The sequence below is a fragment of the Rosenbergiella collisarenosi genome (genome assembly GCF_018494085.1).
Classification (GTDB): domain Bacteria; phylum Pseudomonadota; class Gammaproteobacteria; order Enterobacterales; family Enterobacteriaceae; genus Rosenbergiella; species Rosenbergiella collisarenosi.
Genome location: NZ_JABBFP010000003.1, coordinates 247,504 through 261,124 on the forward strand (window position 1 = coordinate 247,504; position 13,621 = coordinate 261,124).

The following is a 13,621-nucleotide window of genomic DNA, read 5'->3' on the forward strand; positions in this document are numbered from 1 at the left end:
CTGGCCAGTTAGGGTTTATACGCCGATATTACGTAGTTTTTCTCCACGCATCAGTCGGCGCTCAATAAATTCTAATGTGACGTTCTTCGTTTCCGGAATTAACCAGAAGGTGACGGCGATAAAGGCAATATTTAAGACGGTATATAGCCAGAAGGTCCCCGCGGCACCGATAGCATCGAGTAGGGTGAGGAAAGTCGCCCCGATGATCATATTGGCCACCCAGTTCGTCGTCGTTGAGCAGGTTACCCCGAAATCACGACATTTTAGCGGCTGGATTTCTGAGCAAAGGATCCAGACTACCGGTGCGGCACTCATTGCGTATCCGGCAATACAAATCATGGTCATCGCCACGGATAACCACGGCAACAGCGGCGATGCATGGCCTTGCTCGAACAGCTTCAAGCAGTAACCGAGCACGAAGGTGCCTACTGACATCACGCAGAAGCCGATGATTAACGCGGGTTTACGCCCGGCTCTATCGACCATAAAGATGGCGATAAAGGTGGCAAACATAAACGTTAGGCCGACAAGTAACGTCGCGATCATCTGCTGCTCAGTGGTCGTGAAACCTGCCATTTTAAAGATACGCGGTGCATAATACATAATGATATTCATCCCGGTGAACTGCTGCATGGCCTGCAACAACATCCCGAGAAAGACGACCCGACGGACGTTGCGGTTCGCCAGAAATAAACGCCAGCCTCCTTGTTTAATGCGCAAGCTCTCACGAATCTCATTCAGCTCATTGCGCGCCTGTTCCGAGCTATCGCGCAGTAGTCGTAGTACTTTTTCTGCCTCAATATCTCTACTCTTCTCTGCCAACCAACGAGGACTATTGGGCAGGAACACCACCATGGCGATTAAGGCAACGGCAGGAAAAGCGAGCACGCCCAGCATCATTCTCCAGTTTCCGGAATAGCTGAACGCCGTGTCAGAAAGAAAGGCTAAAACGATACCGAGGGTAACCATCAGTTGGTACATGCTGATCATCTTACCGCGTACCTTTTCGCTCGCCATCTCCGAAAGGTAGAGCGGCGCGGTATAAGAGGCGATACCGACCGCTATCCCCAGCAAGACACGGGCAACCAACAACAGCTCGATATTAGACGCTAGAGCGGAACCGATAGATCCTAATGCAAACAATACCCCACCGATTAACAAACTGTACTTACGCCCCAAATGAAACGATAACCAGCCATTACCGAGCGCCCCAATCGCCGCGCCGAGCATCATGCTACTCACCACCCATTCCTGTAACCGATTACTCAGCGTAAAATGGTCGGCGATAAACGGGAGCGCTCCAGCAATGACTCCAATATCCAATCCAAATAATAGGCCGGCGACCGCAGCGGCCAGTGAAACAAACAGGGTCATACGGCGATTGTCCTGAGCCCCTTTTTTATTATTTTCAGCGATGTTCATAATCTTTGCCTATAGCGGTTATGGAAACGTCTTCACAGTAATGCATTCGCGGGTCTCGAGTCAGAGGAGGAACTTGCGAAAATATGGACAAAATAGCTGTCCCTTGTCGTTTTGTGATCTTGCTTGGATATCTTTGTATTGGTCGGCAGAGATTAGCGGGTTGTGAGGGTAAATACTGTGTCCGCTAACGGTTTTTGCTAGACTAGCGGCTGGCTAACGAGGGGAGTAGCATGGCTTCACTAAAAGATGTCGCACAGCTGGCTGGCGTGTCGATGATGACTGTTTCGCGCGTCATCAATAATGCTCCGCGCGTTAATCACGACACGCGTCGACGCGTCGAACATGCGATCAATACCTTGCATTATGTTCCTGATCTCTCCGCCCAAAAGATGCGCGGGCAAGCCAACAAGCCGCGAACGCTCGCAGTACTGGCGGAAGATACGGCAACTACGCCATTTTCGGTGGATCTTCTACTGGCCATCGAACAGACGGCCACAGAGCTTGGCTGGGAAAACTATATTGTTAATATCTCGTCAGCGGGAGATACACAGCGGGCCGCTCGCGAGGTGCTAGCTCACCGCCCCGATGGGATAATCTATACCACGATGGGCTTGCGTAAAATCCAACTGCCCGAGGCGCTACAGCCTTTACCGATTGTGCTCGCAAATTGTCTCTCTGACGATCCTCATCTCGCCAGTTATATTCCGGACGACTACCACGCCCAATATCACGCGACGCGTTATGTGATCGCGCAAGGTTATCAACGGCCGCTTTGCTACTGGCTACCCGAGCATGAACTGGCGCCTAGCGCACGGCGCTTAGGCTTCGAGCAGGCTTGGCGCGAGTCAGGGAAGTCGCTGGATCAGGCGATGCAAATTCATATGCCCCCGGGTGATGAAGGCTATTTAGCGGTGGCGAAATATATCGAACATAGCATGCGCGCGGGGTCGCTCCCTTACGACCTGCTTATCTGCGGGAATGACCGAACGGCGTTCGTCGCCTATCAACAACTCCTCACCCTTGGGCTGAAAATTCCCGACGATATTGCCGTACTGGGGTTCGATAACCTCGTAGGGGTTGGCCATCTGTTCTTGCCCGGCCTCACAACGCTACAGCTGCCGCATAAAGAAATTGGCCAACTTGCCGCTCGTCACCTTATTGAGCAGTGGGACAGCCCTGGTACGCATCCTGTCGACTGCCCACTGTTACTTCGTCATTCCATCGCCGACCGCAGTGGCCAGAAAGAGAGGGTCTCAACCTCTAGCTCACCCTCTTCGCTAAACAGTCGCAGCTGATAATCATGCTGGACAGGATAGATTCGGCTACTCAGAACCACCTGGCCATCATTGATAAAGACCTCGATCGAAGAGCGATCGATAAAGATCTGCCACGTCTGTTTGGCGGTCTGATCAATGTGCACACGGCGGCTATCTTGAATACCTAATTCCGGATAATCGCGTTTAAGTGACAGGTACCCTTCGACCACGTGATAACTCAATGTTACACCGTCACCTATTTTTAGTCCGAATTGGGCGACAGAGCTTTGGCGCGGTCCCCACTGCAGAAATAGTTCTGCGCTCGACGCTTCCTGAGCTAGAACATAGTCCCCACAGATTTTCTGCTCTGTCAGACGCCACTCTTCTTGGCGCAATGCTTGAAGCTCTCGCAGCGGTCGCTGACGTAGCCGTCCCGCTTCTTCTGACAGCTCACGGGGTAGCGTGAAGCTGCCACACCACCCCTCTTGTTTAGTCGGCATGACCGACTCCCACATATCCATCCACGCCATCATCACGCGTCGGCCATCTGCCGCAGTGAAGCTTTGCGGGGCATAGAAATCATGCCCATTATCCAGTTCAGTAAATCCGTGCTGGACGGTAAAATCGTTACCCGGTGACCAGTGTCCCGCCATGACTCCGCTTTGAAACAGGTTAGCAAATCGGTCGCCTTGGGTCGTAATACCTTGTGGTGAACACATCAGATAGTGATGCTCCCCGAGCTTAAAAAAATCGGGACATTCCCACATATAGCCTTCGCCGGGCTTAGCCTCGGCCAGTACTCGCTCAAAGCGCCATGCGGTGAGGGATTCACCACGATAGAGCAGCACCTGCCCCCGTTCTTGGTGATCGCGCGCACCGACTACCATCCACCAGCTTCCATCCTCAGCCCATACTTTAGGGTCACGAAAGTGCATCACTCCCGGCGGTGGCGTGACAATAACCCCCTGCTTGGTGAAGGTGATACCGTCTTCACTCGTTGCCAGGCACTGTACTTCACAGATTTGGCTGTCATCACCGACCTCACCCAACCAACGGTGGCCGGTATAAATTAATGCTAAGCGGTCATTGTCCACCACAGCACTACCGGAAAAACAGCCGTCGCAATCCATGGGACTATCCGGTGCTAGAGCGATAGGTTGATGGTGCCAGTGGACCATATCCTCGCTGATGGCGTGTCCCCAATGCATTGGCCCCCAATCGGCACTAAATGGGTGATGTTGATAAAAGGCATGATAACGATGATTAAAATAGACGAGGCCATTCGGATCATTCATCCAGCCTACTGGCGGCGCAAGATGGAAAGCGGGGTAATAGCGATCTTTGCGAGATGGCAGGTGTCGCGTTAGGGCTTGTTGAGCTTGATCGAGGGTGTTCATCGTTGTCTCCCGCATACATTTTTCTGTATTGTTAACGTTAATGCGCTACAAATAAAAGGCTCTAACTTAATTATTTGTGCGCTGAATCACAAATGTTAACGTTAACTCTCGCTAAATGTGATGAAGATTACAGCTTCGACGTTAAGAGTATTCTCAGAACAATAAAACAGAGTATCACTATCTGTTATCGACGACTCTGGGAGATCCTTATGAGGCATTCCATCCCCTTTAGAAATCCGTACTACCGCATTGCATCGGGCTACTCCGCTCTGTTCTTTATTTGCTGGTCGCTATGGTGGTCGCTGTATGCCATCTGGCTTAAACAACGTATCGGCCTGTCTGGCGCCGAATTGGGACTTCTTTATGCCGTCAATCAAACTACCAGCATCATATTTATGCTGATTTACGGGGTTATCCAAGACAAGCTAGGTCTTAAGAAGACGTTGATGTGGCTAGTCAGTGCATTATTGATCCTTACCGGGCCGTTTATGACCTGGGTCTACCAACCTCTGTTGCTCAATCACTTTTACTCTGGTGCGCTAGTGGGGGCGTTATTTCTCGGTATCGGTTATCTCGCGGGTTTTGGGTTGGTCGAGACCTTTTCTGAAAAAATAAGCCGTCATTTTCACTTCGAGTACGGCGCGGCGCGGTCGTGGGGGTCATTGGGCTATGCGTTGGGGGCGTTTGTTGCAGGAATAGTATTCAGCATTGATCCCAGCCTTAATTTTTGGCTCGTTTCTGTTTTAGGGATCGCTTTCGCTTACCTCAATGCACGATTTACCCCACCAGCGCAGCCAATACTTCAGCAAAAAGTCATTACTCGCCAAGATTTTATGGCAATACTCAGGGATAAACATTTCTGGCTATTCGTAAGCTTTGTGATGGGCACTTGGTCTTTCTATACCATTTTCGACCAACAGCTATTTCCGATTTTTTATACCCAATTGTTTAGCTCTCCATCGCGGGGCGCAGAGCTCTATAGTTACCTCAATGCATCGCAAGTGATCCTTGAAGCACTGTTTATGGCGCTAACCCCCTTGTTCGTCAATCGTATCGGGGCAAAGAATGCGTTATTACTTGGCGTGCTGATCATGGCAATAAGAATATTTTCATGCGCGATAAGTGTGAACCCTGCCCTTATCTCTGCCGTTAAATTGCTCCATGCGCTCGAAGTACCGTTGTGTGTCATTGCCGTGTTCAAATACAGCTCCCTTTACTTTGATAAGCGCCTCTCATCGACCATCTTTCTCGTCGGATTCCAAGTTGCTAGCTCAATCGGAGTTGTTCTGATCTCCTTCCCCATCGGCGCGCTACAGGATCGCTACGGCTATCAATCGCTATTTTGGCTTATCGCCGCGATCGTAAGCCTGATGCTATTATTTGGTGGGATAGTACTAGGTAGGCGGACGCTCCCTTCTCTAGCAGAGAAAAAATTACTCTTGTGAGCAACGAAGAAATGCCCGTAACGGGCATTTCATCGAGCAGTACTTAGCCGTTCTTCTTCACAAACTCTGATTTCAGTTTCATCGGCCCGAATCCGTCGATTTTACAATCGATGTTATGATCTCCGTCAACTAGGCGGATCCCCTTAACTTTCGTGCCGATCTTTAAGGGGGTGGAACTCCCCTTAACCTTTAAGTCTTTGATCACCGTGACCGAATCGCCGTCACTCAGCAAGTTTCCGTTTGCATCTCGGACCACAAGTTGCTCATCGTCGTTTGTCGCCCCTAACGACCATTCATGCCCGCATTCTGGACAATTGAACGTGCCCTCATTTTCCCAGGTAAAAGTAGATTGGCAGTGGGGGCAAGGAGGAAGTGCTTGCATAAAAAACCTCATTTTCTTAAAACAAAAAACCCTATACTTTGTGGGTATAGGGTAACCGTTTTTCGTTTTAAACACAGCAAAATAACGCCATAAGAAGCGAGCTTAGAACTGTTTCGTTATTTCGGAGTAATAAGGCAGTGCCGTCATCGCCCCTTTTGCTGTCGTTGCCAAGGCCCCGCATACCTGCGCTAAAGCGAGCACGCTCTCTAATTGCGAAGAGGATTGTGGGAAGCCACGGGTTGAAAGACCGTAAAGTAAACCTGCGACGAACGCGTCTCCCGCACCCGTCGTATCGACGCTCACTACCGGCTTGGCTTCATGGTAGCTCATCTTATCTTGATAGAAGGCGGTGACGCCTTCTTTACCGCGAGTAATGACGAGTAGCTCAGGGTGGTAGGCCTCGACGATACGCGTAATCCCCTGCTCCAGTTGGTGGCTGCCACTAATAAACTGTAATTCATCCTCGGATAACTTGATCACGTCAGCCAAGCTCAACGCCTGTGCTAAGGTATCGCGCAGTACCTGTTCGTTAGGCCAGAAATCCTCGCGAATATTAGGGTCGAAACAGACCTTTCCTCCGGCACGGCGAATTCGCGCCATGGCTTCAAGCGTCGTGGCGCGACTCGGCTCGCGACTTAAGGCGATGGAGCAGCAATGTAACCACTCTTCGGCCTGGAATCCAGGAAGGTCTTGATTGACCAGAAAGAGATCTGCACTTGGTTTTACCATAAAGGTGAAAGAACGCTCGCCGTCGTCATCCAGCCCGACGACTACGGTAGAGGTGCGCTGTTCTGGATCAAAGTGCATATAGTCGGTAGAGACTTGTTCTTTTTTAAGCGTAGTTTGTAAAAATTTACCAAAGGGATCCTGTCCGACTCGGCCAATAAAAGCACTATTACCGCCTAACCGGGCGATGCCGACCGCTACATTTGCAGGCGCTCCACCGGGGCATTGAAGTAAACGTCCTTCACTTTCTGGTAGTAGATCGATAACCGCATCGCCCAGTACCCATACTTTCTTACTCATAGTGACTCCATCAATCGTTCTAACAGTAATCAAATTAATGTGATAGATTAGCGGCCTTTTTCAATTTAACCAGGATAATCAATTCATCGATGGCAAGATTTTGGTCAAAAGAAGCTACTCTATGGGGTTTTGCCCTCTACGGTACAGCCGTTGGCGCGGGAACGCTGTTTCTTCCCATCCAACTCGGTTCCGCAGGAACACTCGTCCTGTTTCTCACCGCCCTCGTTGCGTGGCCACTCACTTATTGGCCGCACAAAGCCTTAAGTCAGTTTATCCTTGCGGCGCCAGCGCGTGAACCCGGTGATGGTATCACTAATGCCGTAAAATATTACTATGGAAAGCGTGTGGGTAATGTCATTACCTTCCTCTATTTTATCGCTTTTTTCGTGATTATTTTAATTTACGCCGTCGCGATAACGAATTCCCTTATCGAGCAAATCTCTGTCCATCACCCCTTGACGCATCTTGCCCGCATAGGCTTGAGTTTCTTAGTGGTCATGGTGCTTAACGCTATTTTCCTAATGGGACGGCAAGCGACTATTAGGGTGATGAGCCTTCTGGTTTTTCCTATCCTCGCCTACTTTTTCTTTCTCTCTTGCTACATGATAAAAGATTGGCACCCAGAGTTGTTATCGCTAAACGGCGAATTTTCGACCGCAAGTCTGCACCAGATCTGGCTATCGTTGCCGGTGATGGTCTTCGCTTTTAGCCATACGCCGATTATTTCCACCTTCTCGGTGGCACAGCGCGAGTCACAGGGCGATAAGGCAATGTCGAGTTGCAAACGCATCATGCGTTGGTCCTACTTGGTGATCAGCATCAGCGTGCTCTTCTTTGTGTTCAGTTGCTATCTATCGATTCCGAATGCCTATATTCATGAAGCGAAGGATAAAGGTTTGACCATTCTCTCTGCGCTTTCGATGGAGCCTAACTCCCCGGCTTGGCTTGCAGTGTCGGGAATTGTGGTCGCCATCGTCGCGATGTCAAAATCGTTTCTCGGGACCTATTTTGGGGTCATAGAAGGCGCGACAGAGTTGACGCGTACGACCCTAAAGCAGATCGGTGTGACGCGCAGTCATCGCTTTAACCGCGCAGTATCGATATGTATTGTGTCGTTGATTACGTTTGGCGTATGTAGCATTAATCCTAATGCTTTATCGATGATCTACGCGATTAGCGGCCCACTTATCGCGATGATCCTGTTTATCATGCCAACGCTTTCGACATGGTTAATTGCGGAATTAAAGCCTTATCGCAGTATTGGAAACTTATTGACGTTGATCGTCGGTATTCTCTGTGTCTCGGTGATGTTCTTCCATTAATGACGTATCTGGGCGGTTAATCCTTCACCGCCCTTTTTTCTTAAAACAGCCCTAGCGGTTCAATCCCATAGCTGACAAGTAGATTTTTCGTTTGCTGATAGTGATCTAACATCATCTTATGGGTCTCGCGACCGATACCAGACTGCTTGTAGCCTCCAAAGGCGGCATGGGCCGGGTAGAGATGGTAGCAATTGGTCCACACCCTGCCCGCCTGTACCGCACGCCCGACGCGATAAGCACGATGCGTATCACGCGTCCAGACACCCGCCCCTAACCCGTAAATGGTATCGTTAGCGATTGAGATGGCTTCCGCCTCGTCTTTGAAAGTCGTTATGCCAATCACCGGGCCAAAAATTTCTTCTTGGAATACCTGCATGCGGTTATTGCCTTTCAGCAAGGTTGGCTGAATATAGAAGCCTGCCCCTAATTCTCCAGGTAGCGTCTCAACCTGTCCACCGGTAAGCACCTGCGCGCCCTCTTGTTTGGCAATTTCCAGCCAAGAAAGGATCTTCTCGAACTGTTGCTGCGAGGCTTGCGCCCCCACCATAGTCTCAGTATCCAATGGATGGCCGCGTTTAATGGTTTGCATACGCTTCATCACCACCGCCATAAACTTATCAAAAATAGAGGCTTGTACTAAAGCACGCGATGGGCAAGTACAAATCTCCCCCTGATTGAGGAAGCCAAGCACCAGTCCTTCTGCTGCCTTCTCAATAAAACTCTCCTCGGCATCCATGATATCTTCGAAGAAGATATTCGGCGATTTACCGCCTAATTCAACCGTAGAGGGGATAATGTTTTTTGCCGCTAATTCGAGAATATGGCGCCCAGTGGCCGTCGAGCCGGTGAAGGCAATTTTGGCGATCCCTGTGTGGCCGGCTAACGCTTCTCCTGCCTCTCGCCCAAATCCGTGAACGATATTGAGTACGCCCTTGGGCAGGAGATCGCCCACTAACTCTGCAAACAGTGTGATCGATAGCGGAGTCTGCTCAGCAGGCTTCAGTACAACGCAATTTCCTGCCGCCAGTGCGGGAGCGAGTTTCCACGCAGCCATCAATAAGGGGAAATTCCATGGGATTATCTGGCCTACAACGCCCAGCGGTTCGTGAAAATGATAGCTAACCGTTGTCTCATCAATCTCTGCACAGCTTCCCTCTTGTGCTCTGAGGCATCCTGCAAAGTAGCGGAAATGATCCACGGCCAAGGGAACATCGGCGGCGAGGGTCTCGCGTACCGGCTTACCATTATCCCAGCTCTCGTTCACCGCAAATCGCTCAACCGCTTGCTCTAAACGATCCGCAATTTTCAATAAGACATCAGCACGCTGTTGCACCGACACCTTACTCCAACCAACGAAGGCTTGGGCCGCAGCACTGACCGCATCATCGATATCTTCGGCCTGTGAACGCGGAAATTCGCCGATCAACGAATTATCGATTGGTGAGCTATTTTTAAAATATTGCCCCGCTCTCGGTGGAATAAACTGCCCACCGATATAGTTATGATAACGGTCTTTCAGGCTAATTAACGAGCCCTGTTCCTTCGGTGACGCATAGCGCATAGTGCCCCCATGACGATGTTAAATATGTGTTAAATTAGACACAAAAAAGGGACCCTGTCACAGGGTAAGAGGTTATTTTGTGAGATTGGTAAGAATAATTTACTCTTTTTACTGACAGACTATTCTTATAAACCGTAAAAAAAAGGTTCTAATGTGGCACTTTCGCTCTACACTGAAGACTAAGTAGTCATTGAGGTCTAACAGGAGGTTAACAATGCTGGCATCAGCCATAAACATGTTCCGTTCGAAAGCCGGATTTGTTCAACAATTCATAAAGAATCCGCGTGCAATCGGCAGCATAACCCCCTCATCTCTAATACTCTGCGAGACCATGGCTCAAGGGGCTGATTGGCAAAGAGTAAGTCGTGCCGCAGAACTCGGAGCCGGAGATGGCGTGCTTACTCGCGTTTTGTTGCAGCACCTCTCTCCCCAAGCTACGCTCGATGTGTTTGAGATTAGCCCACCTCTCGTTAAAAAGCTTAGGCAGATTCAAGATGGGCGGATGGCGATCCACTCGCATTCTGCCGAACATCTCACCGGCCATTACGATGTGATTTTTTCTGGATTACCGCTGCTTTCACTGCCCGCTCAAACCCGCCATGCTATTTTAGAAAAGGTTCACGAAACGCTGGCACCGGGCGGAGTGTTTATACAGTTTCAGTACACTTCTCTCACCCAACCGGAGTTATCACGGTATTTTATTTGGGAGAGACAGCGCGTACTCAAAAACGTGCCACCCGCGTGGGTGTACCGGTGCCAGCGTAACTGGTCTGATAAAACGTGATAGCTTATCGTCGATAGCCCGCACGCGCGTGCGCGATATTCAGCCACCAATCGATACCTTGGCCAATGACGGCATCATCGAAATCGTAATCGGGATGATGACACATCGGCCTGTCGCCGATACCGAGAAAGCCGTACACGCCAGGCGCATAGTCTAAGTAGAAAGAAAAATCCTCAGAGGGGCCTACCGGACTGTTCGCCAGATAACAGGCATCGGTACCGCGCCACTGTTGTAAGGACTCTACTAGAGTACTGGCGAGCGCCGTGTCGTTCACTACGGCTGGACAGCCAGCGATATACGTAATCTCACCACTACCGCCAAAGCCTTGTGTAACGCTATCGAGCAGTTGCTGCATCCGCTGTTTAACCTCGACCCTGACTTGCGCGTCATACGTCCTCACGGTGCCCGTTAAGACGACCTGATCAGGAATGATATTATGCGAGCTTCCTCCGTGAATAGAACCGAAGCTGATTGTCGCTGTCTGTAAGGGGCTAATCGAGCGACTAATGATCGTTTGGTAATCATTAATGAGCCTCGACGCCATCACGATGGGATCAATACAGCGCTCTGGAACGGCACCATGTCCTCCCTTACCCCGCAGCGTTAGAGTAAAAATATCACTCGCCGTTAACGTCGCAGCTTGATTAACTTCGATGATGCCGCGTGGTCGGCCAGGCATATTGTGCAGCCCATAAATTTCCTCGAACGCAAACCGCTGATGCAACCCGTCATTGAGCATCGCCGGTGCACCGAGTAAGTTTTCCTCTGCGCATTGAAAGATAAACACTAAGGTGCCTGCGAAGTCACGGTGCTGACCGAGTAGTTTGGCCGCACCGAGTAACATCACCGTGTGTCCGTCGTGACCACAGCCATGGAATCTGCCTGCTACGGTAGAGCAATACTCAACTTGCGAGGCATCACGCCCTTCTTGCATCGGCAAGGCATCCATATCCGCACGTAAGGCAATCATTTTACCCGGTCGATTACCTTTAATTAGCGCGACGATCCCCGTTTTACCGATACCGGTGTGGATTTCATCCATATTACACTGCCGTAGATAGCGCTCGACGGCCGCTGCAGTGGCCACTTCTTCGAATGCCGCCTCAGGATGCTGGTGAAGGTGGCGACGTAAGCCCGTTAACTCATCCAGTAATGCAGAAGTTGGGTTCATCTAAGCCTCTTCATCTTCGTCGTACTCCTCGCCAGCGAATAACTCATCTGCCATCGCTTGTAACGCTCCACGCGTGGTCATAGCTAACGCACGATAGAAGCCCGTCTGCGCATGCGCTTCAACTTTACCCAGGAATGCACCACACCACGGGAGTAAAAACTCATCAAACAACGCGGTGATCGCTTGATTTTCATCCGCGGCGGCATGGTCCTCAAGCCAAGAAGCGGCAATGAGTAATAGGCCAAAGTGATCGGCAGCGGTCGTCGAAAGTGGCATGCCACGAGTGGTTAAAAAGTTTTTAACCTCGGATTCTGCGGGGCCTTGTGGCCATTGATGCCCGAAAGGTGTGACAGAAGGCGATTCATCGCCAAACAGCTGCTGATAATCGCGACTCAGCTCATCACGGTCGTAGTGACGTTGCAGTTGTGCCAATAAATCATCTTGTTCGAGTGGCCAGTTTTGATTGAGTTTACCCTCTTTAAATAGTTCCCACAGCGGCTGCAGCGCAGGATCGTTAGGGTTGCGGTAAAATAACGTGCCGAGAATGCGGCAAAGTACGGAAAATTCATTCATATGAGTAGCCTATTAGTAACGAAATAATCGGGCGATTGTAGCATGGTGGCCCATCGCTGCATCGATTCATCAAAAATAGGGTAAAAAAAAGGCCATCTCAATGAGATGGCCTTTTCGATTCGTCAGAATTTAGCTTCTGACTTTGCGGTAGATCCACAGTACAACGATTGCACCGATTACAGCGACCACAAAGCTGCCGAAGTTGAAGCCGTCAACACGACCATGACCGAAGAAAGTACTGATCCAGCCGCCTACGACCGCACCAACAATCCCCAGAATAATGGTTACGATGAAACCGCCACCATCTTTACCTGGCATAATCCATTTCGCAAGGATCCCTGCGATCAGACCAAAGATAATCCACGAAAGAATACCCATTTACTGCTCCTTATCTGACAAACATCGATTTATACATTCACAAAGTGATTAATGAATATTTCTAAACACTGTCTTGACGATTATAGGCAATAATTTTCAGAGTGGCGAATAAATATTAATAAAAACTTTATTATTTATGATGTTAACTGTCTTGGTAAGCCTCAGTCACCTTACGCAGATAGCGTGGGGCTTGGGCTGCTGGGTGCTCGCGCTGCACAAAACTAATAAATTGTTCCGGCGTCATATGATTGATTTTAGCGATAGCCCGCTCACGACTTGATGAAAATATGCGCATTAAGGCCCCTGCGCCATTCGCATAAGAGACGATGGTCGCATAACGCAGCGTTACCGGATTTTTGATACCCGATAGTTCATTTTCTTGCAGGAGTTTTAAATACGCGGTGCCTATCTGGATATTTTTAGCAGGATCCTTCAGCTCATGCCCACTCGGTTGTCCGCGACGTCCTGTCGCTTGATATACGGCGCGACCAGCTGTTGAGGCTTTGATTTGCATTAGTCCAATAGCGTTAGAGTGACTGACGACTTTTGGATTTCCACCTGATTCGACACTAATAATGGCGCTGACGAGTTTCGGGTCAACGCCATAATGACTGGCGGCATCTTCGGTATAGTGTGACCAATGATCGTTGGTGATCACTTTCCCTGGCTTGGTGATCGTTTGAGGATCGAGTAAAAACTTGGAGCTTGAGGTAGCCGGTAGTTCTGTGGTCTGTGTCGGATGCTGTGAACAGGCTGACAGCGTGAGGACCGTCAACAGCAAGAGTTTGCTTTTCACGTCATGGAGTTCCTAGATAATGAATTGCGAGCTATATTACTCAGCAGAAAAATTTAAAATATGGCCGTTTGTCTTAAAAAATGCTGACGCAGCATGCCGAATTAGTCG

General features: G+C 49.8%; 12 protein-coding genes and 1 pseudogene. 4 read left to right on the forward strand and 9 right to left on the reverse strand.

Annotated elements, in window-relative coordinates; all coding sequences use genetic code 11:
- Nucleotides 1-15 precede the first annotated feature (15 nt).
- On the reverse strand, nucleotides 16-1,422 hold the full coding sequence (locus tag HGT70_RS06905) for a sugar porter family MFS transporter (RefSeq protein ID WP_214195381.1): 1,407 nt from the start codon (nucleotides 1,420-1,422) through the stop codon (nucleotides 16-18).
- Between the two features lie 230 nt (nucleotides 1,423-1,652).
- Between HGT70_RS06905 and HGT70_RS06910 the strand changes: the two are divergent.
- A pseudogene (locus HGT70_RS06910) lies at nucleotides 1,653-2,642 on the forward strand (LacI family DNA-binding transcriptional regulator); the annotation flags it as partial.
- On the opposite strand, the gene HGT70_RS06915 reads toward HGT70_RS06910, so the two are convergent.
- Entirely contained in the window at nucleotides 2,636-4,075 is a 1,440-nt protein-coding gene (locus HGT70_RS06915; RefSeq protein ID WP_214195382.1) for a glycoside hydrolase family 32 protein, read from the reverse strand. The pseudogene HGT70_RS06910 and the gene HGT70_RS06915 overlap by 7 nt on opposite strands.
- A 209-nt stretch (nucleotides 4,076-4,284) precedes the next feature.
- Between HGT70_RS06915 and HGT70_RS06920 the strand changes: the two genes are divergently transcribed.
- A complete protein-coding gene (locus HGT70_RS06920) occupies nucleotides 4,285-5,520 on the forward strand; it encodes an oligosaccharide MFS transporter (protein ID WP_214195503.1) in 1,236 nt (411 codons plus the stop codon).
- Between the two features lie 43 nt (nucleotides 5,521-5,563).
- On the opposite strand, the gene HGT70_RS06925 is transcribed toward HGT70_RS06920, so the two are convergent.
- Nucleotides 5,564-5,902, reverse strand: coding sequence for a zinc ribbon domain-containing protein YjdM (locus tag HGT70_RS06925; protein WP_214195383.1), 339 nt, complete (start codon nucleotides 5,900-5,902; stop codon nucleotides 5,564-5,566).
- Nucleotides 5,903-6,004: 102 nt separating this feature from the next.
- Nucleotides 6,005-6,928 (reverse strand): aminoimidazole riboside kinase, encoded by a 924-nt coding sequence (locus HGT70_RS06930; protein ID WP_071430364.1) that lies wholly within the window; start codon nucleotides 6,926-6,928, stop codon nucleotides 6,005-6,007.
- Nucleotides 6,929-7,017: 89 nt separating this feature from the next.
- Here HGT70_RS06930 and HGT70_RS06935 point away from each other — a divergent pair, with 89 nt between their 5' ends.
- Nucleotides 7,018-8,250: an amino acid permease gene (locus HGT70_RS06935; protein WP_214195384.1), complete on the forward strand. Its 1,233-nt coding sequence runs from the start codon at nucleotides 7,018-7,020 to the stop codon at nucleotides 8,248-8,250.
- A gap of 40 nt (nucleotides 8,251-8,290) precedes the next feature.
- Here HGT70_RS06935 and HGT70_RS06940 read toward each other — a convergent pair whose 3' ends face one another.
- Nucleotides 8,291-9,811 (reverse strand): aldehyde dehydrogenase family protein, encoded by a 1,521-nt coding sequence (locus HGT70_RS06940; RefSeq protein ID WP_214195385.1) that lies wholly within the window; start codon nucleotides 9,809-9,811, stop codon nucleotides 8,291-8,293.
- 214 nt (nucleotides 9,812-10,025) lie between these two features.
- Here HGT70_RS06940 and HGT70_RS06945 point away from each other — a divergent pair, with 214 nt between their 5' ends.
- Nucleotides 10,026-10,595, forward strand: coding sequence for a class I SAM-dependent methyltransferase (locus tag HGT70_RS06945; RefSeq protein WP_071430370.1), 570 nt, complete (start codon nucleotides 10,026-10,028; stop codon nucleotides 10,593-10,595).
- Nucleotides 10,596-10,599: 4 nt separating this feature from the next.
- Here the strand turns inward: HGT70_RS06945 and HGT70_RS06950 are convergent, their stop codons facing one another.
- From HGT70_RS06950 to HGT70_RS06965, 4 genes are all read right to left on the reverse strand, one after another.
- Nucleotides 10,600-11,766, reverse strand: coding sequence for an amidohydrolase (locus tag HGT70_RS06950; protein ID WP_071430372.1), 1,167 nt, complete (start codon nucleotides 11,764-11,766; stop codon nucleotides 10,600-10,602).
- Complete coding sequence (locus HGT70_RS06955) at nucleotides 11,767-12,339, reverse strand: TorD/DmsD family molecular chaperone (protein WP_214195386.1); 573 nt, start codon at nucleotides 12,337-12,339, stop codon at nucleotides 11,767-11,769.
- A 129-nt stretch (nucleotides 12,340-12,468) separates the two neighbouring features.
- The gene (locus HGT70_RS06960; RefSeq protein WP_071430376.1) at nucleotides 12,469-12,717 is read right to left on the reverse strand and encodes a GlsB/YeaQ/YmgE family stress response membrane protein; all 249 of its coding nucleotides are present in this window, start codon (nucleotides 12,715-12,717) and stop codon (nucleotides 12,469-12,471) included.
- A 142-nt stretch (nucleotides 12,718-12,859) separates the two neighbouring features.
- Entirely contained in the window at nucleotides 12,860-13,513 is a 654-nt protein-coding gene (locus HGT70_RS06965) for a transglycosylase SLT domain-containing protein (protein WP_214195387.1), read from the reverse strand.
- Nucleotides 13,514-13,621 lie beyond the last annotated feature (108 nt).

Coding starts and splice junctions, on each gene's coding strand:
- HGT70_RS06945 (WP_071430370.1), top strand. CDS start 10,026: ATGCTGGCATCAGCCATAAACATGTTCCGTTCGAAAGCCGGATTTGTT.
- HGT70_RS06925 (WP_214195383.1), bottom strand. CDS start 5,902: ATGCAAGCACTTCCTCCTTGCCCCCACTGCCAATCTACTTTTACCTGG.
- HGT70_RS06960 (WP_071430376.1), bottom strand. CDS start 12,717: ATGGGTATTCTTTCGTGGATTATCTTTGGTCTGATCGCAGGGATCCTT.
- HGT70_RS06920 (WP_214195503.1), top strand. CDS start 4,285: ATGAGGCATTCCATCCCCTTTAGAAATCCGTACTACCGCATTGCATCG.
- HGT70_RS06930 (WP_071430364.1), bottom strand. CDS start 6,928: ATGAGTAAGAAAGTATGGGTACTGGGCGATGCGGTTATCGATCTACTA.
- HGT70_RS06905 (WP_214195381.1), bottom strand. CDS start 1,422: ATGAACATCGCTGAAAATAATAAAAAAGGGGCTCAGGACAATCGCCGT.
- HGT70_RS06955 (WP_214195386.1), bottom strand. CDS start 12,339: ATGAATGAATTTTCCGTACTTTGCCGCATTCTCGGCACGTTATTTTAC.
- HGT70_RS06935 (WP_214195384.1), top strand. CDS start 7,018: ATGGCAAGATTTTGGTCAAAAGAAGCTACTCTATGGGGTTTTGCCCTC.
- HGT70_RS06940 (WP_214195385.1), bottom strand. CDS start 9,811: ATGCGCTATGCGTCACCGAAGGAACAGGGCTCGTTAATTAGCCTGAAA.
- HGT70_RS06950 (WP_071430372.1), bottom strand. CDS start 11,766: ATGAACCCAACTTCTGCATTACTGGATGAGTTAACGGGCTTACGTCGC.
- HGT70_RS06915 (WP_214195382.1), bottom strand. CDS start 4,075: ATGAACACCCTCGATCAAGCTCAACAAGCCCTAACGCGACACCTGCCA.